At 31.7% G+C, this 26,167-nt stretch carries 24 protein-coding genes and 3 pseudogenes; 15 read left to right on the forward strand and 12 right to left on the reverse strand.

Annotated features, from left to right (window positions below; all coding sequences use genetic code 11):
* The first annotated feature begins 208 nt into the window (after positions 1-208).
* The 5 genes and pseudogenes from ABLV90_RS03805 (at position 209) to ABLV90_RS03825 (ending at position 3,797) form a co-directional block, all read left to right on the forward strand.
* Positions 209-1,350, forward strand: a protein-coding gene (locus ABLV90_RS03805) for an IS3 family transposase (protein ID WP_460872196.1) whose coding sequence is annotated in 2 segments (ribosomal slippage) — positions 209-479 and positions 479-1,350 — 1,143 coding nt in all. Because the reading frame shifts where the segments join, the coding sequence is not laid out codon by codon here.
* Between the two features lie 172 nt (positions 1,351-1,522).
* On the forward strand, positions 1,523-1,666 hold the full coding sequence (locus tag ABLV90_RS03810; RefSeq protein WP_427705777.1) for a hypothetical protein: 144 nt from the start codon (positions 1,523-1,525) through the stop codon (positions 1,664-1,666).
* Between the two features lie 433 nt (positions 1,667-2,099).
* Positions 2,100-2,732: an ATP-binding cassette domain-containing protein gene (locus ABLV90_RS03815; RefSeq protein ID WP_427708237.1), complete on the forward strand. Its 633-nt coding sequence runs from the start codon at positions 2,100-2,102 to the stop codon at positions 2,730-2,732.
* A gap of 18 nt (positions 2,733-2,750) precedes the next feature.
* Positions 2,751-3,474 (forward strand): annotated as a pseudogene (locus ABLV90_RS03820) (peptide ABC transporter permease).
* Between the two features lie 179 nt (positions 3,475-3,653).
* Positions 3,654-3,797, forward strand: a complete 144-nt coding sequence (locus tag ABLV90_RS03825) for a hypothetical protein (protein ID WP_277575703.1) — start codon at positions 3,654-3,656, stop codon at positions 3,795-3,797.
* 105 nt (positions 3,798-3,902) lie between these two features.
* On the opposite strand, the gene ABLV90_RS03830 is transcribed toward ABLV90_RS03825, so the two are convergent.
* The 3 genes from ABLV90_RS03830 to ABLV90_RS03840 all read right to left on the reverse strand — a co-directional run bounded on the left by ABLV90_RS03830 (position 3,903) and on the right by ABLV90_RS03840 (position 7,324).
* Positions 3,903-4,292, reverse strand: a complete 390-nt coding sequence (locus ABLV90_RS03830; protein ID WP_064783334.1) for a tautomerase family protein — start codon at positions 4,290-4,292, stop codon at positions 3,903-3,905.
* Positions 4,293-4,419: 127 nt separating this feature from the next.
* Positions 4,420-5,919 carry a sodium:solute symporter family protein gene (locus ABLV90_RS03835; protein ID WP_460872197.1) on the reverse strand — a complete coding sequence of 500 codons (1,500 nt, stop codon included), beginning with the start codon at positions 5,917-5,919 and terminating at the stop codon, positions 4,420-4,422.
* Between the two features lie 25 nt (positions 5,920-5,944).
* Positions 5,945-7,324: an LLM class flavin-dependent oxidoreductase gene (locus ABLV90_RS03840; RefSeq protein WP_460872198.1), complete on the reverse strand. Its 1,380-nt coding sequence runs from the start codon at positions 7,322-7,324 to the stop codon at positions 5,945-5,947.
* A gap of 493 nt (positions 7,325-7,817) precedes the next feature.
* Here ABLV90_RS03840 and ABLV90_RS03845 point away from each other — a divergent pair, with 493 nt between their 5' ends.
* Together ABLV90_RS03845 and ABLV90_RS03850 are read left to right on the forward strand one after the other, a co-directional pair.
* Positions 7,818-9,323, forward strand: coding sequence for an FAD-dependent monooxygenase (locus tag ABLV90_RS03845; RefSeq protein WP_427705769.1), 1,506 nt, complete (start codon positions 7,818-7,820; stop codon positions 9,321-9,323).
* A 271-nt stretch (positions 9,324-9,594) separates the two neighbouring features.
* Positions 9,595-10,359 carry a 2OG-Fe dioxygenase family protein gene (locus ABLV90_RS03850; protein ID WP_427705767.1) on the forward strand — a complete coding sequence of 255 codons (765 nt, stop codon included), beginning with the start codon at positions 9,595-9,597 and terminating at the stop codon, positions 10,357-10,359.
* Positions 10,360-10,431: 72 nt separating this feature from the next.
* On the opposite strand, the gene ABLV90_RS03855 is transcribed toward ABLV90_RS03850, so the two are convergent.
* Positions 10,432-10,791: a DUF1304 domain-containing protein gene (locus tag ABLV90_RS03855; protein ID WP_318755413.1), complete on the reverse strand. Its 360-nt coding sequence runs from the start codon at positions 10,789-10,791 to the stop codon at positions 10,432-10,434.
* Between the two features lie 72 nt (positions 10,792-10,863).
* A complete protein-coding gene (locus tag ABLV90_RS03860; RefSeq protein ID WP_069832397.1) occupies positions 10,864-11,205 on the reverse strand; it encodes a helix-turn-helix domain-containing protein in 342 nt (113 codons plus the stop codon).
* A gap of 173 nt (positions 11,206-11,378) precedes the next feature.
* Here ABLV90_RS03860 and ABLV90_RS03865 point away from each other — a divergent pair.
* A pseudogene (locus tag ABLV90_RS03865) lies at positions 11,379-12,384 on the forward strand (NADP-dependent oxidoreductase).
* A 125-nt stretch (positions 12,385-12,509) separates the two neighbouring features.
* On the opposite strand, the gene ABLV90_RS03870 reads toward ABLV90_RS03865, so the two are convergent.
* Positions 12,510-13,928, reverse strand: a complete 1,419-nt coding sequence (locus tag ABLV90_RS03870) for a sodium:solute symporter family protein (RefSeq protein WP_427708241.1) — start codon at positions 13,926-13,928, stop codon at positions 12,510-12,512.
* Positions 13,929-14,194: 266 nt separating this feature from the next.
* Between ABLV90_RS03870 and bioB the strand changes: the two are divergent.
* The 3 genes and pseudogenes from bioB (at position 14,195) to ABLV90_RS03885 (ending at position 17,891) form a co-directional block, all read left to right on the forward strand.
* Positions 14,195-15,179 (forward strand): annotated as a pseudogene (bioB, locus tag ABLV90_RS03875) (biotin synthase BioB).
* Positions 15,180-15,544: 365 nt separating this feature from the next.
* Positions 15,545-16,798: an ATP-grasp domain-containing protein gene (locus tag ABLV90_RS03880; protein WP_460872199.1), complete on the forward strand. Its 1,254-nt coding sequence runs from the start codon at positions 15,545-15,547 to the stop codon at positions 16,796-16,798.
* Entirely contained in the window at positions 16,791-17,891 is a 1,101-nt protein-coding gene (locus tag ABLV90_RS03885; RefSeq protein WP_427705759.1) for a hypothetical protein, read from the forward strand. Before ABLV90_RS03880 ends, ABLV90_RS03885 begins: the two co-directional genes overlap by 8 nt.
* A 118-nt stretch (positions 17,892-18,009) precedes the next feature.
* Here ABLV90_RS03885 and ABLV90_RS03890 read toward each other — a convergent pair whose 3' ends face one another.
* Positions 18,010-18,819, reverse strand: coding sequence for a hypothetical protein (locus ABLV90_RS03890; protein ID WP_427705757.1), 810 nt, complete (start codon positions 18,817-18,819; stop codon positions 18,010-18,012).
* Between the two features lie 515 nt (positions 18,820-19,334).
* Between ABLV90_RS03890 and ABLV90_RS03895 the strand changes: the two genes are divergently transcribed.
* Together ABLV90_RS03895 and ABLV90_RS03900 are read left to right on the forward strand one after the other, a co-directional pair.
* Positions 19,335-20,225, forward strand: a complete 891-nt coding sequence (locus ABLV90_RS03895; RefSeq protein ID WP_460872200.1) for a glycosyltransferase family 2 protein — start codon at positions 19,335-19,337, stop codon at positions 20,223-20,225.
* Entirely contained in the window at positions 20,203-21,192 is a 990-nt protein-coding gene (locus tag ABLV90_RS03900; protein WP_460872201.1) for a DUF5776 domain-containing protein, read from the forward strand. The genes ABLV90_RS03895 and ABLV90_RS03900 overlap by 23 nt, the downstream gene beginning before the upstream one ends.
* A gap of 93 nt (positions 21,193-21,285) precedes the next feature.
* On the opposite strand, the gene ABLV90_RS03905 is transcribed toward ABLV90_RS03900, so the two are convergent.
* From ABLV90_RS03905 to ABLV90_RS03915, 3 genes are read right to left on the reverse strand one after another with little or no spacing between them, the layout of a single operon-like run.
* Positions 21,286-21,450 carry a pyrroline-5-carboxylate reductase dimerization domain-containing protein gene (locus ABLV90_RS03905; protein ID WP_460872202.1) on the reverse strand — a complete coding sequence of 55 codons (165 nt, stop codon included), beginning with the start codon at positions 21,448-21,450 and terminating at the stop codon, positions 21,286-21,288.
* A complete protein-coding gene (locus tag ABLV90_RS03910; RefSeq protein WP_460872203.1) occupies positions 21,422-22,060 on the reverse strand; it encodes a pyrroline-5-carboxylate reductase family protein in 639 nt (212 codons plus the stop codon). Before ABLV90_RS03910 ends, ABLV90_RS03905 begins: the two co-directional genes overlap by 29 nt.
* Positions 22,061-22,090: 30 nt before the next feature.
* The gene (locus ABLV90_RS03915) at positions 22,091-22,978 is read right to left on the reverse strand and encodes a DMT family transporter (RefSeq protein WP_427705751.1); all 888 of its coding nucleotides are present in this window, start codon (positions 22,976-22,978) and stop codon (positions 22,091-22,093) included.
* A gap of 140 nt (positions 22,979-23,118) precedes the next feature.
* Between ABLV90_RS03915 and ABLV90_RS03920 the strand changes: the two genes are divergently transcribed.
* Both ABLV90_RS03920 and ABLV90_RS03925 read left to right on the forward strand, forming a co-directional pair.
* A complete protein-coding gene (locus tag ABLV90_RS03920; RefSeq protein ID WP_460872204.1) occupies positions 23,119-23,937 on the forward strand; it encodes a LysR substrate-binding domain-containing protein in 819 nt (272 codons plus the stop codon).
* A gap of 175 nt (positions 23,938-24,112) precedes the next feature.
* Positions 24,113-24,259 (forward strand): hypothetical protein, encoded by a 147-nt coding sequence (locus tag ABLV90_RS03925; protein ID WP_176721537.1) that lies wholly within the window; start codon positions 24,113-24,115, stop codon positions 24,257-24,259.
* Between the two features lie 117 nt (positions 24,260-24,376).
* Here ABLV90_RS03925 and ABLV90_RS03930 read toward each other — a convergent pair whose 3' ends face one another.
* Both ABLV90_RS03930 and ABLV90_RS03935 read right to left on the reverse strand, forming a co-directional pair.
* The gene (locus tag ABLV90_RS03930) at positions 24,377-24,880 is read right to left on the reverse strand and encodes a DUF805 domain-containing protein (protein WP_069832388.1); all 504 of its coding nucleotides are present in this window, start codon (positions 24,878-24,880) and stop codon (positions 24,377-24,379) included.
* Positions 24,881-25,205: 325 nt separating this feature from the next.
* A complete protein-coding gene (locus ABLV90_RS03935) occupies positions 25,206-26,021 on the reverse strand; it encodes an LLM class flavin-dependent oxidoreductase (protein WP_460872205.1) in 816 nt (271 codons plus the stop codon).
* Between the last annotated feature and the right edge of the window lie 146 nt (positions 26,022-26,167).

Genomic DNA, 26,167 nt, shown 5'->3' on the forward strand with positions numbered 1-26,167 from the left:
ATTCAACTTAATAAAGATTGATTTTTAATACTTTTTACAGTTGAAAAATATGATATTTGAAAACGTTTTACAATTAAATTTTATGGCTATATAATAAAATCAAAAGACAAACCTAATGCTTTATTGAACTGACCCCAAATAGTGGGAAGGAAATAAAAACACTTTCGTTGAATTCATTTAAAATGAATCATACGGAGGTGTTTTTTCTATGAAAATAATGTCTTATTCAATAGAAACAAAATATAAGACTATTGAAATGAAAGAAGTCGGATATACTGTAAAAGAAATTATGGAAGTATTAAATATCAAAAACAGCACACAGGTAAAAACTTGGTGGCGATGGTATCGAAATGGTGAAACTTATAGATTTTATCAACAAAGAGGCAAGCAATATACTTATGGCAAAGGAGTGAAAGAATTATCAGAAATAGAACAATTAAAGTTAGATAATAAGAAAAAAGATATTGAATTAGATATTTTAAAAAAGTACAAGGAATTAGAAAGGAAGTGGTACCAAAAGTAATTGTAGAATTAGTTAATCAATTAAAGCATAAGTATTCAATCAAAATGATACTTGATGTTTTAGAAATACCTAAATCGACATACTATAGATGGAAACACAAGAACAATGAAAAAGATAAAGTGACTCAAAAGATTATTGAATTATGTGAAGAAAATAATTTCACCTACGGTTATCGCAAAATTACAGCGTTGATTAATCAATTGTATTCAGCATCAATTAATCATAAAAGAGTTCAGCGAATCATGCGAGAGTATAATCTGAACTGCCGAGTTAGGCCTAAAAAATCTAAAAAAATTGGCAAACCTTATTATAAAACAGAGAATTTATTACAAAGACAGTTTAAAGCTAACCAACCAATGGAAGTATTAACAACTGATATTACTTATTTACCTTTCGGTAACTCTATGTTGTATTTATCTTCAATTATGGATGTTTATAACGGAGAAATTGTGGCGTATAAAATAGATAACAAACAAGATCAAAGCTTAGTAAATGATACATTGAATCAAATAGATATACCTGAGAATTGCATACTACATAGTGACCAAGGCAGTGTTTACACCTCGTACGCTTACTATCAATTATGCAAAGAAAAAGGCATTATCAGAAGTATGTCCCGAAAGGGAACACCAGCTGATAACGCCCCTATAGAAAGTTTCCATTCCTCGCTAAAGTGTGAAGCTTTCTACATAAACAATGAGCTCAATAGCTCTAACCAAATTGTAATAGATATTGTCGAAAATTACATTAAAAACTATAATAATAATCGAATTCAACAAAAACTAGGCTACTTAGCTCCCATAAAATATAAGGAATTAGCAGCCTAGAACAAAGTGTTTTTATTAAGTTCCCATTCTAAGGGTTCAGTGCCTTATAGCAGAGGGTTTGTCTAGGTTTTAAAACATTTTCTATATTATGACAAAAGTTAAAAATAAATATGTTTAAGTTCTTTGAGATGTGGAATCAAAGTAATACAATATTTAAAGGAGGCGTTTATTTATGAGTAAGTTTGACGAGTATAAAGATCAAGCAACAGACAAAACTAAAGATAAAGCCAACGAAATTAAAAATGACGACGAGAAGAAAGAAGAAGTAAAAGACCAAGCAACAGATAAAGCTAAAGACTTAAAAGATAAATTTTAATTTTTGAAATATAGTTAAATTAAAAGAACCGCCAATGATGAGATGGCTCATTATTGGCGGTTCTTTTAATGGTTTTAATTGGTGATAATATTTGGTTTTCTTTCCACAATTTGGAAACAGTTCAATTATATTTTTCTATATATAGTAGCGTTTTTTTACTATAGAAAATCAATTTTGACAAAATTATGTATTTAAGCAATTCAATAAATATATTCTCGAAAAATTTCATGGTTACTATAAAATAAAATTAGATTGCGTGTTATAATATTTTCAAATAAAACCCCACATCTCTTTAGATGAATTTCATAATTTTACGAAAAACCATTGGTTGGTTCTATTAATACAAGGAATAGGGATAATAATTGCTGTTAATACTTTAATACATTGGCTATTTTATTGGGGAAATCATATTTTTTAATAGGAGCTAAATACTATGGAGATTAAAAACTATTTTTTAAAATTAAAGAATAAAGAATTAGTTTCAAATTCAGATTTATATTTTTATGAGGGGAAAATAAATCATATTGTTGGAAAAAATGGTGTTGGTAAATCACAGCTAGCAAAGGATTTCATATTAAATAGAAATGGTTGTATACCAAAAGTGGTGTCACAAAACACAACTCTTATTTCTAGTTCATCAAATGTCCCTAATGATATAAGTAAGGAATTTCTATTTCATTTACTAAAATCTAAGTTTAATAATAATAGTAAATTTAAAGAGATTAGTAAGATGCTTAATCTAGAGTCAATTCCTAGCAAAATTCTCATTAAAAATTTAAGTGATGGACAAAAACAAAAATTAAAATTATTGAGTTTTTTACTAGAGGATAAATCAATAATAATCCTAGATGAAATTACAAATGCTCTGGATAAAAAAACCGTTAATGATATTTATAATTTCCTAAATAAATTCATCTCAGATAACCCTTCAAAAGTAATTATAAATATAACACATAATTTATCAGATTTAAGTAGTATAAACGGCGCGCAATTTTTATTTAAAGATAAACGAATTGAAGAATATACGTCAAAAGATCATTTAATAAATGATTATATTAACTTATAAAGATAAAGAGGTGTAAAAATGTTATTAGAATTTAAAAAGAGTATTTCAAATAAAATAATTTTGACATTAGGTATATTGTTTATTTTTGTATTCTTATTAGGCTATTTTTTACCAGTTGGTATAGATAAAGTTAGCAATTTGACATATGGACAATATTTTTTCAGTACATACACGGTAGCTACTGAATTTGGTTTTTTATTATTCTCTTTCATAATTGCTTATTTCATAAACAAAGAATATAGTAATAAAAATACTTTGTTTTATAAGTTACTTGGAGATAATGTATTTAAATTCTTTTATAAAAAAGTCTGCTATTTTATTTATTGAAAGCTTTGTATTTTTAACAATTGGTTTAACAATCATTTCTGTTGTTTTCTCAAATTTTTCGCACTTTTTACTATTACTCACTTTATTTTCTTTAGTACTCTTACAGTATATATTGATTATTGGAACTATAAGTGTACTATCGCCCAATGTACTTATAAGTATAGGTATAAGTATTATTTATTGGATAGGGTCAATTATACTAGTTGCAGTAAATAAAACTATTTTTGGAATAATTGCTCCATTTGAAGCTAGTAACAGTATATATCCTTTAGTTGAGCAAGTATTAAATGGTAATAAAGCGTTTTTACCTGCAAACCAAATTTTAACTATATTTATATTCTTCCTGATATTATTTGTAGTCAACTTCATGCTTTTAATTTTTGCTAAAAAACGGTGGTTAAAATTAGGGCTATAACTTTTTAAGATACTAGGCTTATTAATGCGAACCCGGATACACTTAATTAGACAAATTTTATTGTTAAATTGGGTGTATCAGGGTTTTCTCACTATTCCTTAACTATAAAAATAAATATGTTTAAGTTCTATGATATGTGGAATCACAGTAATATAACATTTTAAAGGAGGCGTTTATTTATGAGTAAGTTTGACGAGTATAAAGATCAAGCAACAGACAAAGCAAAAGATAAAGCCAACGAAATTAAAAATGACGACGAGAAAAAAGACGAATTGAAAGACCAAGCAACAGATAAAGCTAAAGACTTAAAAGATAAATTCTAATTTTTAATAAAAACAGAAAAACACTTCCGCTATTAAGTGGAAGTGTATTTTTTATGCTTTATATAAGTGTTGTCACCTAACAAAATAATATGTCCTTTAGTTAGATTATAAATCACCTGTTAAAAATTGTGCTTCACCGTTAAAGAAACTCCAGTTTTCATCGGTATTTTCTACTAAACTAATCATAATATCTTCTTTACGAATGCCTACTTTGTCATGTAGCGTATTCACTAAATTTTTGTAGAATGTCGTTTTTTGTTCTTTGGTTCTCGGTCTTGAAACAATAGTAAATACTATCACATCGTCTGTTCTTTCAATGCCTAAACCTGTATCTAATATTTCCATTTCATAGTCTTCATGTTGATTCACAATTAAATATTTATCACCTTTTGGTGCTTGAAATGCATCTAACATCACGTTATATGTGATATCTAAAATACTTTTAATTTCCTCTTTTTCTCTACCTTTGATCATGTCTAATTTAATTAATGGCATGTAAATTCTCCTTTTAAAATTAATTATTTATCTTTATTTGAATATCCGACTTTTAACGAAATAAATACTACAACAAACATTCCCAGAAAACCATATAACCATATCGATAACATCTCATTAACAAACATTAATTATTACCTTCTTCTACATTATATTTTTGATTATCTTTTGGCTTGATGATAAATGCAGCAATTGTAATTGTTGCGATACCGATAAATGTTGCTACTGCACCTGCTGACATTGTACTTGGAATAATACCACCGAAGTAAATGACTAAATAGGAACCCAATCCTACAAACATAGATATTTCTGCAGCTCTCGCTGGTGCTTTCTTCTTGGCGTATATGGCATGTAGGATAGGGCCTAATGTACCCGTCGCGATGCCTGATATTCCAATCCACATAATGTCGCTCATATGTTTTGGAGGTTGTAAGACAAGTAAAAATGATAATAAACCTACAATTGGCACACTAATCTTACTTATTTGAAATGCGATTTTATTGGCTTTTTCATCACTAATATTAATTATTTTTCGTTTAACTAAGAATTTTAAGAATATATCATTCGCAAATACTGTAGAAATAGATACAAATAATCCATCTGTTGTCGACATCGCCGCAGCTAAAATGACCACGCCGAAAAGTGCTACAATCACTGCAGGAAATGCCCAAATAATATAGTCAAGCAGTGCTAAATCTGATGTTTCAACGCTATTACCTAATGCGACACGAGCGAATATACCACCGAATAACACGAGTAGACAAAGCCCCGTGACAATAATATAAGTATTGATCATTTTCCCTAAATCTTTTTCGTTTTTCAAACCTAATATTTTATTGAATAAATGCGGTGCAGAAGCAAACGCCCACTGTATAACGATTGCACCTAAAACCATGGCGAAAGAGTTGAAATGTACAGATTCTGGATTAAATACTTTAACTAAGTTTTCATTTTGGTTAGATAAATTATTTGCGATACCAGTAAATGTACTTGTAATACTCCCTTTCCAAAAAATAACGATACCTGAGATAAATACACCAAGACCTGCAATGGCCATAATGACAACTTGTATCGCATCAGTATAAATATCTGCAAGTGCACCACCAACGTACACGTATAGTACAACAATAACGGCTATAAAGACGAGTCCGCTAAAATAAGACATACCAAGTAAATATTCAAAAATCCTTGCGCCTGCAACAAACTGACTGGCTATATAAAAAATATTAAAAAGGAGAATAATGCCAGTACCTACGCGCATAATGTCACTATCGTAGAAATCTCCTAACCAATCTGGGAGGGATAAAGATTTTTGTGTTGTATTTAATTTCCTTACCTTTTTAGCAACCATTAAGACACCCGTGGGCCCACCAATAAACATGGCTAGAAATAACCATAAGTTGTTAAGACCCCATTCATATGACCAACCGGGATAGCCTAAAAAGGTGGCTGCACTTAAGTATGTTGCTGCAAATGATAGTCCCAGCACCCTAGGCCCGATATTGCCGCCACCAGTGGCAAAATCAGCAATATTTTTCATCTTGCGTGAACTCATGTATCCGACAATAACCATGACTATCATAAATAATATGAAGCCTATCCATGTATAGAGAGAAATTTCATCCATTGTTCTTTACTCCTTTATTATTAATTTATATAAGAGTATTCGCCGCACTCTTGTTTTTTGCTGGATGATTTTCCTTTATTGTTTTTTGATCTTTACCGAACATATTTTCACGAAGTGTTGTGCCTTCGTATTCTGTTCTATATAGACCTCTTTTTTGTAATTCAGGGATAACATGATCAACAAATTCTTCAAATGTACCAGGTGAATAACTTTGAGCGATATTAAACCCAGCTGCCCCACCTTCAACTGCCCATGCTTCAAATTTATCAGCGACTTGCTCTTTCGTTCCAATAAATTTAGCTGTGCCATTGCCTAAACCATGATTTTTCACAGCTTCTCTGAGTGTCCATTTATGGTGTGGGTCTTTGGTATACATATTCAGATTGCCTTGCATCGCTTCCGTCTCAATATCTTCTATATACTGGTCTGGGTCGTACTCTGAAAAATCAATACCTGTATGTCCACTTAACAATGATGCGGAACCTTCATAGCTGATATGTTCTGTTAATGCTTCATATTTTTGATAGGCTTCTTCTTCTGTTTCTCCGATAATTGGGAGTACCATAGGAAATACTAAAATATCATCCTTACTTCTGCCATGCTGTTCAGCTCTTGTGTGTATATCATCTACATAACTTTTCAATGATTCTACTGAAGTATGTTTCGTAAACACCGCTTCTGCATGTTTCGCGACAAACGTTTTACCTTTTTCTGAAGCGCCTGCTTGAAATAATACAGGTGTTCTTTGCGGTGATGGTTCAACTAAATGAGGACCAGGCACACTAAAGAATTCACCTTCGTGGTTAATTTCATGCACTTTATCAGGGTCTGCATATGTATCAGTATCTTTATCATTAACTACAGAGCCGTCTTCCCAGCTGTCTTCCCAAAGTTTATAAACGACTTGGAGAAATTCATCTGCTCTGTTGTATCTTAAATCTTTTGGTAATCGTTCTTTCAGTCCTAAGTTAATCGCTTCACTTTCTAAATAAGAAGTGACAACATTCCAACCTAAACGACCATTAGTTAAATGATCTAATGTAGATAATTGTCTAGCTAGACTATACGGTTGTGCATATGTAGTAGAGATTGTTGGGGCAAAACCAATATGCTTTGTGACTGCGGCCATAGCAGAAATAATCGGTATAGGATCGTGCGCAGGTAGTTGGACTGCATGCTTAATTGCAGCATCACTCGATTGATTATAAACGCTATATGTTCCTAAAACGTCTGCAATAAATATAGAATCAAACTTACCTTTCTCTAATGTCTGCGCGATATTGATCCAGTAATCTAATTGATTGTGATGTGCACCTTGATCTTTGTCATGTTTCCATAATCCAGATGAATGTGGGGATGGTGAATTTTGAACAAATCCATTAAAATGTATCTGCTTTTTCGGCATATGTTTTTCCTCCTAAATGTAGTTTCGTTGTGCTTAATAGTGACTGTTGAGGAAATTTTAAAATTTAATTTAATATTTTTTGAATTACTTTACTCATTTCCTAAGACGAAAATTCTCAATATATAGAATTTTCAGATAATATCTATGCTAGTTAATATAGCGAATATTACATACTTCGTCAACACCAAAACAGTAATTGATATAAGAATAGTCGGATTAAATTGGTAAATTACTTTTATTCAGTTGAAACAGTTTATGAAAGTGTATAAAACCAAGTAAAACTCATTCATTCGGGTATGAAAGAATGAGATGCGAATATAATAGATATATGTATAGTAAAATCCAGAGAAAAGATAATTCACCTATTTCATAATTTTAGTAAACATATGACGCTAAGTGTCTATTTTATAAATTACAGTAATTGAACATTGTGTTTAATTATCATATGTTTAACTTACGATAAGCAATTACAGTGGATGGGAGTTAGATAAATATGAGTAGTGACGTATTAATAGTTGGAGCTGGTCCTAGTGGTTTAGCTATGGCAATTTCATTAAGTAACCAAGGGGTACCATATAAAATCATTGATCAAAATGAAGGTCCTGGAACTGCTTCACGGGCAATGGCTGTCCAGGCAAGAGTACTTGAATTTTATCAGCAATTAGGTTTTGCAGATAAGATTGTGAAAAAAGGAATTTTAGTAGATACTATAACTTTATATAAAGATAATAAAGATGTTGCTAAATTACCTGTAGGTAAAATAGGTAAAGGCATCAGCCCTTATCCCTATGTTTTAACACTACCTCAAGACATCCACGAAAGCATACTTGTTGATGAACTAGAACAACGAGGTGGTCAAATTGATTGGAATCACGAGCTATTAAGATTTGAGGATGATGGTGACGCTGTGACAGCTACCATAAATACATCTGAGGGAGAAATGACAAAAACATTTGCCTACATTTGTGGTTGTGACGGTGCCAGTAGTGTTGTTAGGAAAGCACTAAATATTGATTTTCCAGGTGGAACATACCGTCAAATGTTCTTCGTCGCTGATGTAGAAAATGATACTGCATTAAAAACAGCATCCATGGGCTTCCATAATAACTACTTTTGTTTAGGATTCCCAATTAGAACTACAGGACAACTACGTCTTATTGGTTTAATACCTGATGACCTTGTAGTAGACGGGGAGGGTCCTCAATCACTCACTCCTCTAATTCCACATGTTGAACGTATATTACCAATACAAGTAAATAAAGTGAACTGGTACTCATCCTACCGTTCCCACCATCGTGTTGCTGAAAAATTCAGACTAGGTCGTGCTTTCTTATGTGGAGATGCTGGTCATATTCATAGCCCTGCTGGCGGTCAAGGTATGAACACTGGCATAAGCGATGCGCTTAATTTAGCTTGGAAACTTGGAGCAGTTCTAAAAGAAAAAGCCTCACCAAAATTACTAGATACTTACGAGCCTGAACGTATCCAATTCGCTCAAAGGTTAGTGAAGACAACAGACAAAGCTTTTCAAATTATGGCCAATAGTCGGATGGTAAAAAATTTTGTCATTCCTTTCTTTGCTCCTAAATTATTACGTTTTAACACTTTAAAACAATTAATGTTTAAAACAATTTCTCAAACTAATTTAAATTATCGACATAGTGAATTAAGTAGCGGAGAATATGGTGACATTAAAGGTGGAGATCGCTTACCATGGGTGTATACAAATACTTTTGATAACTTTGAACCATTAAAATCTTATGATTGGCAACTTCATGCATATGGTAAAGTTACTCAAGAACTCAAACAGCTCGCTTTTAAAACTGGTGTCCCACTATATGATCTAACTTGGCACAGAGCAATCAATGCGAAAGGCATTAAAGAAAATTCAGTATTTCTAGTACGTCCAGATAGTTACGTATCCGTAGCTACAGACCTCCAAAATTTAGACCCTATAAAAAGTATGATTCATAATTATAATATTCGTCGGTTAAATTAACTTAGATTTTGAAAACATGTGTAAAAAGTGCAATTACTCACCCCTTTTTTTAATCAAAGAAGCTCATTCATCCAATAAGATAGATGAGCTTTTTTCTTACTAATTTAAAAAATAAAAAATTTATCGACATTTGTGTTTGCTACTTACAATGGTATAAAATATAAAAGAGATTATTAAGTCACATATATAAGAAGCATGAACAATTGGACGCAATTAGTACGGATATTAACACATTATTAGATTTAAAAATAGAAAGGATACGTATTGAATAATGAATAAATTACAAAAAGATGGTTATTCAAGATATGATTTAATGAAAAGTTTAAATTATGAGGGTATTGAACAGGATTATAATGAAATATTAGCGTACTTTGCTGATCTGCCTGAAGATGATTATGCCCCTAACCTTAATAGATATAGAAGATACTCTCGAGCAATCGTTTTACCTGGCACAGAAGATGTTTTTTGGCTTCCTACAATTGAAAGAAATGGCGTTGATTATTCTGCTTATTTTCAAGGAAAGTTCAATCCAGAACATTCGGGCTCATATAGAGCATTCCACTCTATTGATGAAAATATAAGAAGTAATAAATTGTTAAACGATATTATTATAGCCAATTATCATGAAACGTTTTGGAACGAAGAGGATAAAATCTTACCGATTCATGTGGGCGTGCATTTCGTTAAATTGTATGTAGAAAATGACGGAGATAAAGCCGTTTCCTCACCGAACTGTTTGCACCAGGATGGAGAGCCGTTTACTTTTGCTCATTTAATTGAAAGAAAGAATATTGTTGGTGGAACGAATGCTATCGCTGTACCAGAAGCTGCTGGAAATAACCCGGAAGATACAGATGAAAACAATATAATAGAAGTTTTTGAAATGGAGAACCCTTTAGAGTCATATGGCGTTTACGATCCTAATGTCAGTCATTATGTGAGTCCCGTGAAAAAAGGTTCAGAACAAGGTACAGGTCTTAGATCTGTCATATTAATTGATTACCAACAAACAGTTGTTGCAGATGTCGATGAATAATATTAACCCCCTACTTTTATAAAAGTAGGGGGGTTTTAAAGTTCATCATTACGGCAATAAATTAAATCCAAACTAAAAAAGCAATGAAATAAGTGCGATTATAGGGAGCCCGCCTTGTTTCAAAATTATAGATTTTTGACTAGTAATTGCCCCATATACGGCAACTAAGATAATATAAATTAAAATACAAGTAATTAATTCTCTAGGATTATGGGAAAAGAACAGCGTATATAATAACATCACACCAAGAAGTCCATTGTATATACCTTGGTTTTTCATAAGAACCTTTAAATTGGGCTGTTTTAATTCTTCCTGCTTAATATTGAATATTTTACTAGTTCTAAGGGAAGTCGTTTTAATTGTTTGTAATATCATTATATATATAAATTCAATAGCAACTAATAAAACTAAAATTACTGTAACAATACTCATAAATGAATACACCTCTTTTTCAAATGAACTTTCCATATATTAATATCACAACTTTAACTGGAGAGTAATAAATTAAGTGATTTGAATTAACTCTCCTTCAATAACTCCAATTCTTTTATTCAATACTTCTTTTTGGTTATTTAAAACCCCTAAATGTACTTCTAATATTGTTTTTATATCTATTTCATTATCATATAACATACCTGTATTTTTTTTGATTTCTTTTAAACTCATATTCAAATTACTTAAACATTTGATGAATTTTATCATTTCAATATCATCTTTACTATAGAGCCTTTTATTATTAGTGTCTCTTTCTATAAATTTTAATATCTCCTTTTTTTCATAAAATCTTAATTTACTTTTACTTATATCACATATGCTTGCTACTTGATCAATATAAATTTTTTCCAATGTAAGCACATCCCTTCTCTTAAACTAAGGTTTAACTGGTATCTTATTATATAACCACGCAAGAGGAGGAAAAACAATTAAAAAGATTTGATTTTTATAGTTCAAAAGAAATCATTTTATTTAAGCAAGTCAGTTTAAACACTAATTAAAAAACATTAAAACGGAGGATTATTATGCAAAATGAACAAATTGTATTAAACGAAAGACCAGAAGGATTACCTAAAGATGACACTTTTAAATACGAAGCAATCCAAACAGCGGAACCTAGTACGGGTGAAGTACAATTAAAATCTATTTATATTTCTGTGGATCCTTATATGCGTGGAAGAATGAATGATTCAAAAAGTTACGTTAAACCTTACGGAATCGACAAACCAATTGATGGGCATGTTTTAGCGAAAGTTATAAAATCCGAAGTAGAATACTTGGAAGAAGGAGATTATGTTACGGGTGTCTTACCTTGGCAAAGAATAATCACTACTGATGCTAATCAAGTGACTAAAATACCTTCCACAGAAGTTCCTCTACATTTATACTTAAGTATTTTAGGAATGCCAGGTATGACAGCATATACTGGTTTGTTGGAAATAGGTAAACCAAAAGAAGGAGAAACAGTTGTTGTATCTGCTTGCTTCAGGCGCTGTGGGGTCTGTAGTAGGACAAATTGCTAAAATAAAAGGTGCAAAAGTAGTTGGCATTGCCGGTGGAAAAGAAAAAACACAATATTTAACAGACACATTAGGCTTTGATGCGGCTGTTGATTATAAAGGTGATGATTTTGAAGCACAACTTGCCGCATCTGTACCAAATGGTATTGATGTATATTACGAAAACGTCGGTGGAAAATTATCAGATGAAGTTTTCAAACATTTAAATACATTTGCACGTGTACCTGTTTGTGGTGCAATCTCAACTTACAATAATACGCAAACTGAAATGGGACCAAGAATTCAGGAAACACTAGTTAAAAGCCAAGCCCTAATGCAAGGTTTTGTAGTAGGACAGTTTGCAGAGCATTTTAAAGAAGCAAGCGAACAACTTGCCAAATGGGTAGCTGAAGATAAAATAAAATCACAAGTAACAATCGATGAAGGTTTTGATCAATTGCCTAATGCATTTAGAAAACTATTTTCTGGTGAAAACTTCGGTAAACAAGTGGTTAAAATATCAGAAGAATAACTTGAGATATCATCTAATATGAAAGTATATGAGATAAAAAACACAATTAGCTTATAATAAAAATCTCACTCATCAAATAAGATGAGTGAGATTTTTTATTATAAAGTTTTTGGTGAACTGTTTGCTTAAACTGTTTCGTAATCTTTTTTACCAAAGCATGTTACAAGTAATAACATAATTATTGATAGTGGTAACCCAATTAAGATTGGATGTAGACCAAACGGATGACCTAGTATTTGCCATATTACTGCTGAGCCAAGTCCACTCCACATTGCGATGTTACCCGCAAGTTTGGTAGGTTTTTGCCAAAACAGACCGAAAATCACTGGCGCAAGCAATCCTGAAACTGTCATCGCAGTGCCTGTTACCATCAGATTTACTAATTCTGGAATCATAAGTGCTAATACTAAAGAAATAACAGCTACGATTAATACTGAAAGTTTACTATATAATAGCATTTTATGTTGATTATGACTTTTCACATTTGGTTTTATAATATCATTTGCTATAGATGAAGACCCCGCAATAAAGAAGGAATCCGCGCTAGATATTACCGCCGCTAATAAGACGATAATCATTATGAGTACTAATGGAAATGGGAACACTTCTTGTATGACATTATAATAAACTAATGGGGTTTCTGCTATGTCCAAATTCAAACCAAACTTAGCATTGACACCTATAAACACTGTCATTGCGCCTAACGCTACTGCAATAATCATAGAAATACCATAACCATTTCTTGCAGTCTTCAAATCTTTAGCAGCCCAAATACGTTGCCACACATCTTGTCTGATAAATTGATAGAACGCTAATGTTAGCAGATAAATTAAGATTTCATTCGGTGTGATGTTAAGGTAATTTAACATATCGCTTTGATTTTGACTGCTTGCATTGGCTTGAATATCACTCCAACTACCTGAGTAATAGATAACCACAAAGAATAACACAATAACGCCGATTGTAAGTATTGTTCCTTGAACAACGTCTTGCCAAACGACAGCTTTTAAGCCGCCTAGGTAAGTTTTTATAGTCAGTAAGATACATCCTATAATAATACCCGCTGTCATATTTAACCCTATTGTTAAATTCAAAATAGAAGCAATCGCGACAAATTGCATACCTGTCATCGCACAATAAGCAAATAAGAAACTGATAACAGTAGGAATACGTGCTGATTCGCCATAACGAAGCGCAGTATAATCACCGATTGTCACCATATTATGCTTTTCACCTAATAATCTAATACGTTTTAATAAAAAGAATGCAAGTACAATAACAGCAACCATCATAGTTATATGAATCCACTGTTGTCCCATACCTAATGTATAGCCATTTTCCATATAACCTAACAGTGTCGCGCCGCCTACGCCTGTACTCACAAATGTTAAAATCAGTGGCCATAGTGTTACCGTTCTGCTTGCCATATTATAGTCATCATAAGTTTTAATTTTTCGTTGTATGTATACAGACATTAGTAATAGAAAAATAAAATAAATAATGATCGTAAATCCTAAAATTAATTGTTCGCTACTATTAAACACTACATTATCCCCTCGTAAATATATTTTTCACAATGCCTTTAGTTTATCGTGACTCCTTACATGAATCAAACTAAATTTTTAGTTTTTGTTGACGTCATTAGACTTCCTTAAACAGTTGAATATAAAACGTTATTCCCTGATCAGAATTTTCAGCTAGTACGGAGTTAATGTAAACCATTCATTTATTTTAGTTTACATTCATATAGAAATAGCTTTATTATAAAAAGGAGAAACTATTAAAGCCTAATGAAATGAGGAGAATTAATATGAAATTAGCTGAAAACATTTTACAAGGGGAAACATTAACTAAAGATACGTTGCTAAAAATTTATGAAGATCCTAACGTAGACACATTAGATTTATTAAACGAAGCTTATATATTAAGAAAACACTATTACGGCAAAAAAGTTAAATTAAACATGATTTTAAACGCAAAAAGTGGCATTTGTCCTGAAGATTGTGGTTATTGTGGTCAATCTAGGGATATGAAGCAAAAACAGCGGTATAGTTTAGTACCAGAAGAACAAATTGTTAGTGGTGCCAAAGTAGCGCATGAAAACAATATAGGCACTTATTGTATTGTTATGAGCGGCAGAGGGCCAAGTAATAAAGAAATTGACCATATAAGTAGAACTGTAGAAGAAATAAAATCAAATCATCCTCAGTTGAAAGTATGTGCGTGTCTTGGGTTAACCAATGAGGAACAAGCTAAAAAACTCAAAGCAGTTGGTGTTGATAGATATAACCATAATATAAATACGAGCGAAAACTATCACGAAGCAGTTGTAACCACACATACTTATAAGGATAGAACCAATACTTTAGAAATTATGAAAGCAAACAATATTTCACCATGTTCTGGTGTCATTTGTGGTATGGGGGAATCAAATCAAGATATTATTGATATGGCGTTTGCCTTAAAAGAAATCGATGCCGATAGTATTCCTATTAATTTTTTACATCCCATTCAAGGCACAAAGTTCGGGGAAATGGATAAATTGACTCCTATAAAATGCTTAAGACTTATCGCCTTATTTAGACTCGTTAATCCATCTAAAGAAATTAGAATTGCTCGGCGGTAGAGAGGTTAATTTACGGTCACTACAACCTTTAGCTTTGAAAGCCGCAAATTCAATATTTGTAGGAGACTATTTAATTACTGGAGGACAGCCTAATCAACTAGACTATAAAATGATTCAAGATTTAGGTTTTGAAATTGACTTTGGATACAATGAATTGAAAGGAAATTGAATGTTCCATTAATCAAATAATTTATCAATTTTGTAGTGAGAAAAGAAGGAGTAAGTTTTATTTTCTTGAAAAGATGGGCTTGGGGCTGAAATCAAAAATATGAAATTTGATTTCAACCCCAATCTATAACTTTAAAATTCTTTAATATATTAACCTCAAATCTGTACGTTAAACTAGATCATGCTACTTCTTAACCAATCAGTTCAATAAATTTTTACAAAACCTCTAATCAAGACAAAGGTAACACTATATAAAAGAAACCAAAATACTATAACAAAATAATCGTTTTCTCAATTGTTTAAATTTACATTAATATGGTATTATTTTTATGTAATAAAATATGTATAAAAATTAAGGAGGCTAATATGGAAGAATATTTACTGTTATTAGGAGCTGATCAATTCCTTAGAGAACGATCATATGCGGGCGGGAAATCAATAGGAGATTTTCAGATATGGACAGCAATAAAAGATTCGAAGTATAAGTACAATGCTTATTTTGATTTTTGTATTGATGCAGACCCCTTAAGTTATGAGGATATAAAAAATGAAATCGACTATTATAAAACGCAAGGCTATGAACCAAGATCTATAGTTCCTTTAAATGATTGGACACTTAAAGTAGCTAATAAATTAAATAAAGACTACGGGCTGCCTTACCTTGATGATGAAGTCGTAGAAGCATGTAGAAATAAATACCTAATGAAGGGATTGTTTGAAAAAGCTGATATCCCTACTCCAAAGTCGGAACTTTTCGAAACTATTGAACAATTGAAAGAATTGATACAAACATTTGAATTTCCCGTTATTATAAAACCTGTAGATTTTGGTGGTAGTGGCGGCGTTTACTTAGCTCATAATGAAGCAGAATGTAAGGAAGCTTACATGAAATCTCAAAAAGTTATGGTCGCTTATGCTGATTCTTTCAAAGTTTCTAAAAATACATTTTTAATTGAAGCATTTATAGATAGTAACGAAGAAGTATCTGTAGAAGTCTTATGTGGTGAAAATTTCTATGAAGTAATCACTGTCACAGAAAAATATTTATCTCCAAGGCCTTGGTTTACTGAAATGGGACATTTAGTTCCTAGTCACAGATATAAAGATGAGAATATTAAAAAACTAGCAATACAATCATGTAAATCTTTAGGCATTAATCGTGGGGTAGCTCACATAGAAATAAAAATCAAAGACAACAATCTATACGTCATTGAAGCTGCGACTAGACCGGGTGGAGATGCTATTATGGATTTAGTTGAATCTTCTTACAGCATTAACCCCTATCAACTACATATTTCAATGTATATAAACAACAAACTCAAACCTCCATTCACATTTAGACCAAACAAAACATCAGCAATAGCTTTCATGAAAGCACAAAAAGGAAAAATAACAAATATCAATTTCCCAGATATATCAAAAGATACTGAAATTAAGCGTATCAGTTTATTAAAAAATATCGGTGATATGGTAAGTGATCCTGAAAATTGGAGCAGTCGCGATGGTTTAGTGCAATTTAGCTGGTCTGAGCTACCAACTACTAAAATATATAGACATATAAATAAAGCCAAAGATTTAGCAAATAAAATTTTTGATAGTAGTGATGATAATAATGAATAATTACTTACTCATTACTGCTTTATATAGATTTATCTGTGGTGGATTAATTCTAGCGATTAACTGGGAATTAGCCAGTCCTGAATCTACAAGTGATTTAGCGATTTCAACTATTCTCTCATTCGTTCCCGCAATATTCACTCCATTTTTAATCAGTCTATTTTTTAAAAATTATTCAGGCAGTAACCTTACAAAGTTATCTTTTTTAGGAATATTTTTTATAGTTATCGCTATCACGATGCTTTACCAAAATACGCTACTATTAATACTTTTGAATTTTGTTTTATGGATTGTGTTTTTCCTACTAGAAACAAGTTTAGAATTGTGGTTTTCTGAATTAGTAGCGAATGAAAATGAAGAATTTATTAATAAATATAGTTCTCTTTCAATGACAGTCAATCAAGTCGCTTTAATGATAGGTCCTTTGTTTATTACAGTAATTATGAAATTCATTACTTTATTTTGGATTTTTTTGATATACGGAATAGTCTACCTCTTACTTCACTTAGGAATTAAAAAAGTGAAATTGATGACACATGAAGTTACCTGTGAAAATACAAATGCTTCAAAGGAACCAGTGAAAATAGTTCATTACCTAATTGGCATGCTTATGTGGCCAATATTAGGAACTATCAATTTTATGTTACCTACATTTACAGCATATAAAAATAGAGAGATACATGAAGTAGCATTATTAGATAGTGCCTTAGGTTTTGGTATGGCACTTATTGGTATTTTACTTAGTAAGTATCTGTCTTATAAATGGATGAATATCTTTTTAATTATAAGTATATCAATATCACTTCTATGGTATTACTTCGAGGATACAATAATAATAAAACTGCTATTAATGCTATGCTTTGGTCTATCTTTTGGTGGTGCAAGAATCATATTCAGAAAAATAATCGTAACAGCATACGCGAGTCACACTGTAAAAAGCGTTTATTCCCTGGGAAATGCACTCGGCCTACCCATTCTTTCTGTTTGTATTTATCTAGGCATGTTGAATTTGGATTTTGTTTGGTTACCCTCATTCATTTTATTAACTATATTACTTATTTTACTTAAAATTCAATACCAAAAAGTAGCTCTGTAGATGAACACTCAAATAGTTAAATTATAAAAGTGATTATATTGAATAAAAAGGACCTCAGGTTTAACTATTTGAGCTTAATTTCAGGTGTAGTTAACTTCGTAATATCGACAGTGAACAATTATGGTTTTTCTCTTTTTAGAATAAAATTCTTCACAAATTTATATTTTTTCCGGTCGTATTTCGCGTATGAGTAACTTAGCACACTAAATGCGGCGGCGCCTAGCAAGTTCACAAATAAATCTTTCATTGTGTCATGTATGCCGACATCAAGATAGCCACCATCAACCACATTTTCCACATGATTTCCCGACGCATCTCTACTCTCTATAACGGTTTTCTCAATATTATCAATGTGGTGTACAGTATTGTGCTCATTAGCCATCGTTGCACTATTCACTTTTTGAACAACATGGTCTTTTTGCATATCCATACCCATACTCTGGTCAACAGTATATTCAAAAAACTCCCACATCACACCGATCGTCATAGAAAAACAAAATGTAACGATTGCAAGAAACAATGGATTTAAATTGATTCCTTTCACATTTTTATTAAGTAAAAATACTAGTGAAAATCCAATACCCGCAGCTAAAAATCCATTAATCGAATGGAGCATTGTGTCCCATAACCTGAAATAACTGTAAAAATCTCCAAGTTCACCTAAAATTGTAGAACTAAAAATAAACAGTATAATAATAAATTCAAGCAAGTTAGGAATTTCAATTTTTAATAAGCGTTCAGTAAGTTGTGGAATGGTAAATAGCACAAGCGTCAAGACAAGAGTGAAAATGACATCCCATCTATGGATAAATATCATTTCATTCATAAGATTTAAAATAACAATTAAGCGTAAAATAACATATATAGTGATTACTTTTTTATTTGCCGTTTTCGTGCTACTCGTAAATATCTTTTTAAAACGATTCATAGACAACATTCTCCAATACTTATAGCGTATAACTTACAACCAATGAAATGATATATAAGGAGGATTTTTCATCACTGTTTTCTCCAATTATATAAATCCTTTTTATCTTCATATCCATAGCTTTGACATCATAATACTTATGTTATTTCTTAGCAAGATTATGTGTCTTTAAAATATTTAACACAGTAGCTGTTAATAAAGTTATCGAGTTTCTTAAACTATAACATTACAAGGGACATAGAAACGAATACGCTAACCTGTTAAATGAATTTAGTAACATTCTAAGCGAATTATTTTTAGCGTCATGTTTGATGCATTTCTACATATAAGATACTAAAACTTGAACTATAATCAATAAGAGTATAGTATTCCATTTATGAATTTTCAAAAAAGCACTTAATTTCCTTTTATTAATATTTCAATGCACATTACATGAAAATAATATATAACAGCGATAAATACTTTTAATCACAAGCAATATGGAGGCGATTATAATTCAGAAATTAATTTCAATAGTGGTAACAGTATATAACAAAGAATCTTTTTTAGAAAATTGTATTCAATCCTTAATTAATCTAAATATTGATAAGTCTCAAATTGAAGCTATTTTTGTGGATGATGTTTCTACAGATGCTTCGTACGCAATATTAAATCGTTACGCTGAACAATATGAATTTATTCGATCTATTCAATTAGATGAAAATTCAGGCGGCCCCGCAATCCCACGTAACGTTGGTATGCAAGAAGCCAATGGAGAATATATAACTATACTAGACGCTGATGATTGGTTGGAAGCAGAAGGTTTTCCTAAATTAATTCGTCAGATGCAAACACACCATTCAGATATTGGGTTTGGTCAATGTTACAAACATATGAATAATGAAATAAGAAAAGTAGCTAACTTCGCTTCTTATAAAGAAGATAATGGACTCGTTCCTCATGAAATTTATAATATCTTCAGAGCTGTTGGCCCTTGGGGTAAAGTATTCAAGCGGTCAACTGTTATTGATAATAATATGAAGTTCAAAAATTTAAAATATGGCGAAGATAAACTATTTTATTCTGAATTAATTAGTAAATCTCAAAGCGCCTCTATGACGCCAGAACCTGTCTATCATGTAAATCGTTATGCTGATAATATTTCATTAATAAAAGCCACTGACATGATTGAAAAATCTCATTTTAATTTTGATGTACTTAAAGAAATAATTCAAATGGAACTACCTAAATATGCTAAGGAGCAAATCCTATGTCGTATTATAGAAATGGATTTTATGTCTCGTTTCTTAGTTACAAAAACATTCTTAAATTCAAATGACAAAGCTTTCTTTTATCAACAGTTCAATAAAGTTGAGTCTGTTATCACAGATGCAGAGCTACGATATGGAAAAATTATTAATAAATGATAAGTATAAAAATGTTTATAACACATACCATCATAATAAAGAAAACTTTGTAGATTATATTGAATATATGCTTTTTGAAGAAAATACTCACAAATATATTAAAGATCACATGGTTTATTTTAAATATCCTGAAAAATTCAGTAACTTGCTTGAACTTAAGACAAAATGTACTGCCGTATACAATGGTACAAAATTAAATAACAATACATTTTATGATGTCATTGAAGTGTTTAAACAACCTAGTGTATCCATTGATGCAGTAAAATTAGTCAAAATTCAAGATGACCGTTTTAGTAAACAATTGGATTTCATATTAGAAAATGACTCTATTTATATTAAAACAGACGATTTGAAATTTAAAGCTATTGATTTTAATATTTCAATTCAATATAACGGCTTTGACCAAGTATTAGTTCGTGCAACTTATCCAAATGTTAATGGCCATAGCATATTAAAACGTCAGAATCTTGATATTGAATTTATTTCAGATAAAAAAGACCATGTTTCATCAAATACAAATCATTACCTAATGGATGCGCCTGACCATATTGTTGCGAAACAGGAAATTAACAGATATAAAAATACTGATTTCAATGATCCAATAGACTCAATTGCTAAAGGTCAGCTTATTAAAATTAAAGCAACTGGAAAAAGCACTGATCAAATGCCTATATTAATCACAAATGATGATTTCTACATCACAGCTGATAAAACGTTGGTAACACCAATTAATCTTAATAAAATTGAAGGTTATGTATCTCATATTCCAAAATCAGTAGAAGTTATAAAAAAATGCAAACTATACGAAAGTATTGCTTTTAACGACGCGCCAATTAAAAATTTAAAAGTTGGAGCCACATTAGATATTGTTGATCTTGCATTCACTGACAAACTTACACCGAGATTAAAAACTGCTGATGGCTATTATTTAACAGCAAATGAAAAATTTGTTAATGCTTTAAATTAATTATATTTAAGATGACAAAACGCAATCTCACTATTATTAAGTGGATTGCGTTTATTTTTAGAAGATAGCGAAAATTTCAGGTCAGATGTTTTCTTAATTTTTACGATTAACAGCATTTATTGCATCAACAAGTGTATATCTAAAAGCGTGTTTTTCCAGTGTAGCGATTGCTTTAATTGTACTCCCTCCAGGAGAAGTTACATCATCTTTCAATTTAGCTGGATGTTTTTCAGACGCTTGGGCTAATTTTGCGAGCACCAATTAGCATTTCAGTTATGACTTTATAAGACAACGCCCTATTCATACCATTTAATACAGCCCCATCTGATAAGCCTTCAATGAAAACATCGACAATAGCCGGTCCACATCCTGAAAGTGTGCTAAATATATCTAATTCACTTTCGTTCACCTTAATCAGATTACCTAAAGGTTTAAAGACAAAATTAATCGTTTCTTCATCAACATATTGGTTATGCGCATAACCTAAAATACCTTGATTTATTTCGACGACAGTATTAGGTAATAAACTAACAATAGGTTGTGCTTGCGGTAAAATACCTTCCAGTTCTTCGATAGAAAGCGATGGTACGACAGAAACGATAACCGTATTTTCACTCATTACATCACTCAATTTTTCCAAAATTCCTCTAGCGTCACTCTCGTTAACCATTAAAATAATCATGTCACTTTGCTCTAAGTCATTATATGTGTCGATTACATTAGCATTGACACGCTCTGCAAGTACTTTAGCTTTATTGCTTTTACCAGATTTGATATAAATATTATTCATATTTAAGTGATTTGATTTATAAAACCCTTTTACCATCGCTGAACCCATACTGCCCGCACCAATAATTCCTATTTTCATATTTAAACGCCCCTTTTAAATGCTTATTATTTAAAACCCTTGTTTTCGTCGTATTTTTAATTTATTAAATGAAAATTCACTAAAGAATGTTGACGCAATCAGTATTATTCCTCCAATTATTTGTAACATCGTAAATTGTTCACGTAAAATAAGGCCCGATATAAAAATTGCGACTAATGGATCGATATAGCTTAATAATGCAATATTTTGACCGTTTAATTTTTCCATACCAGAAAAGAATAACCAAAAACCAATACCAGTATTAACAACGCCTAAAATAAGAATGAACGGTATCGCAGAAATTTGTGTATGAATTTCAAATCCACCACCAACGCCAAAGACGAAAGGAAGCAAAATCAAAGCTGTTATGCCTAATTGAAAAATAGTTAAATCCATACGGCTACCCTGTTTAATAAACTTATTAGTAAGCATTAAACAGGCGTAACAACTCCCCGCAAGCATACTAATTAGAATTCCTAACACATCATTTGATCCAGGCTGTAGAAAACCATTACTTAAAATAAATATCAAGCCTATAAGTGAAGCGATAATACATAACACACTTTTTTTACTCAATGCTTCTTTTAAAATGAATGGAGATAGCAGTAATACAATAATCGGACCAAAATAATAGCCTAAAGTTGCATTTGCAATACTCGTATATTGATATGATTGAAATAAAAATACCCAGTTACCTGCTAATGCAAAACTAGAAATAATGATGAGCCATTTATAATGCTTCAAAAAAGTAAAATTTAGTCTTTGCTTACGCATAATGTAAAACAATAATAAAAAACTACAACCAATAAAACTGCTAAGCATCGCTATTTCTATGGAAGTTAAATTTATTTGTTTAATGATAAGGCCTATCGTTCCAAAGATGACCATTGATGCTATGAACTGGATTAATGCTTTCATCGTTGCATCCTTTTCAATACGTTTAATTTCTTAGACAAATTATCACTCCTTCATTAACTAAATGTTAGCAAGGTATTGTGCTTTATGGAATAAGCGCTTAGTATAATGAGTATAAACTAGGAGTTAAAAGAGGCGATTGTATGGAAATAGATTATATAGAAGATTTGTTTTCTGTAGTTGAAGCTAAAAGTTATAACAAAGCCGCACTTGAAAGAAATATAAGTACACCCGGCATTAAGAAAAGAATTGCTCAAATAGAACAATATTTTGGTTATAAAATATTCGATGCAACCCCTAGAGGCGTCAGTTTAACGAATGAAGGTTTAAAGCTATATGAAGGACTTAAATCAGTAAAACAGCAAATTGATTATTTAAAAAATCATGATACTGAAGTTTTAAAAGTAGGTATTATTTCAAATTTTCCATTAGACAAATTGCATAAAATGAACAATCAAAATGAACGCATCAGATTGTTTCCCGCCAACAGCACCGAGGAATTAGTAAATAAGCTTCAACAACATAAATTAGACTTGGTCATAGGAGAACAAATTGAGTTACAAGAAGGTGTTTATTATGAATATTGGTTTGAAGAGCCCTATGAAATTGTATTCTCTAAGCGACACGCATTAAATGAAATAACTCATATTGATGAAGAAGTCTTAGCTCAACAACATTACTATTTATTAGAACCACCAGGTGATACATTTGATTTTAAAAATAATAATATTAATCCACAAAAAATGGATTTATCCTACGTCAAAGATAGAGAATCCATTTTAAATTTTATAGCTACAAGTGAAAGTGTAGCCATCTGTCCGCAGTCATATATGGAAAAGGTGAACAGTGATATGTATACGCACATTAAACTTCCAAATGCCTTGCGAACGATAGGTATTTACGCAAGAAAGGAAAAGCACATAAATAATTTTCACAGTATCTTAAAAGAAAACACAAAATAAGACTGTAGACAAAGTCTCCGACTTTGTTGGCATTTTTTTATGCACGCTTTCCGCGGGCACTGCCTTAGCCTGTAGTCTTCGGCTAGTGCTATTCCCGCAGGAGTCGGCATAAATCACTGCTCATATTACACAAAAAATATTATAATATATAAATTAAACAGTGGTGGTCTTTATTATGTTGAATAAATCAATTGATAGAAGAGATCAATATGAAATGATTTCTATCTCTGAATTAGTTCCTAATAATCATTTATTACGTAAGGTCGATTCGATATTAGATTTAAATTTTGTATATGAACTTGCGGAGGAGATATTGTCTTGATAATATTTTGACATAAAAGAAACCCCTAAAAGTTAGATTTTTAAGTCCAACTTTTGGGGTTCACATCAGTGAAGGGTTTGTCTACATTCTGAGACTGTAGGTAAAGCATTTATTTAACTAATGAGTATGAGCTTGAGGGTCAATTTCACAACTTCCCCCTGAACCATAATTATTAAGTTCTCTATTACCAGTGATAACTAATACATATAAAGTATATAGTGCTATTACTCCGGCAACAACTGCACCAAATGCACCAGCTAATAATGTAGCACCAATCATACCACCACTACCTGAGCTTGCTACTGCTAAAACACCTACAATAAATACAATAGTTGCCACCATCGCTATGAAACCACTGATGTGCGAAACGATTGCAAGAACCATCGTACGATTTGTATCATGTAAACGTCTGGCCATAACGGTAAATGAAGGAATAATAATTGCAATTGCGAATACACTGCTTAGTAAACCTGCTGATACTATTCCTAAAAGCGAAGATATTACGAAGTTAATCCAAAAAGGATGCCAAAAGTTAGGACGAGTAGATCTGCCATTAATGTCCAAAAAACGCGTCCAAAATTCTTTATAACTTTGAATAACTTGATTTTGTGAATTGTTCATATAATTTCTCCTTTAGTTTAATAGTAATAGTATACGAAACTAAAGATGCATATAGCAAATAGCTTTTAAAAAAGATGTATTAAATCCTTAATTTCAATTTCAAAATAAGTTTTATTCACTTTTTATTTATATGTAAAATACAGAATGTTTCTGCTATTGATCAAATAGCTATTTCGATGTCATATTTCAAAATAAAATTTTATAAAATCAAAAAAGAACTGTACATCATAAATGACATACAGTTCCTATTATCTTAAATCTAATCAGACGATTTTTGTTTTTCACTTTGACCAACCATGAAAAATCTTCCTTGAAGATCAATCATTTAGAACCACAGGTCTGCGAGCAGTTCCATCGATTGTTTTCTTTTTTCTGGATCATACGTATAAGTCACAATAATAAGTTCATCCGCCCCAGTCTCTTCTGTGAATGCTTCTAATTTATTACGGACTGTTTCAGGTGAACCAACCGCTTTAATACTGAACATTGATTCCATCATTTTTCTTTGTTCTTCTGAGCCTAATTCTTCAGGATCAACAGGTGGCTGTAGCTTACGGCGCTGACCAGTATGCATGTCTCTCATCATTTGAATCGTCGTTGTCCAAATTTTTTCTGCTTCTTCGTCAGTTGGTGCCACAATGACATTAATTCCGGCCATGACATACGGCTCATCAATCTGTGAAGTTGGCGCATCTGTCTTGAACGTAGAACGGTACATATCAATTTTTTGTTTATAGTCATCAGGTGCAAAATGTGTCGCAATAGAATACGGCAGTCCAAGCTGTCCGGCAATAGATGCACCATTTATACTTGAGCCTAATACCCAAATTGGTATATTCGTACCTGTACCTACTGTCGAAGTCACAGGAACACTGTTACCGAGACCTTCATCACTGAACCATCCCATGAGGTCAAAAATAGAATTTGCAAAAGTCTGTGCATCACTATCAGAACGTGTAATGAGTTGAGATGTCTTTTGATCAGTGCCAGGCGCTCTTCCAAGTCCAAGGTCAATTCTACCTGGATAAAGTTGGGCAGTCGTGCCGAAATTTTCAGCTAACTGCAATGGTGAATGGTTTGGCAACATAATACCGCCCGAGCCTACACGAATATTTTCTGTTCGTGCTCGCTGCCATCGCAATCAGTTGTGATGTAGCACTGGATGCAAGATTTTTTGTATTATGATGCTCAGCAAACCAAAGTCTTTTGAACCCAAGATGATCTACAAGCTCTGCATTATCCATAGATGCTTCAAGTGCTTCTTTGACTGTCTGATTTTCCGAAATG

The organism is Staphylococcus sp. 2S1, from assembly GCF_046721335.1.
Classification (GTDB): domain Bacteria; phylum Bacillota; class Bacilli; order Staphylococcales; family Staphylococcaceae; genus Staphylococcus; species Staphylococcus equorum_A.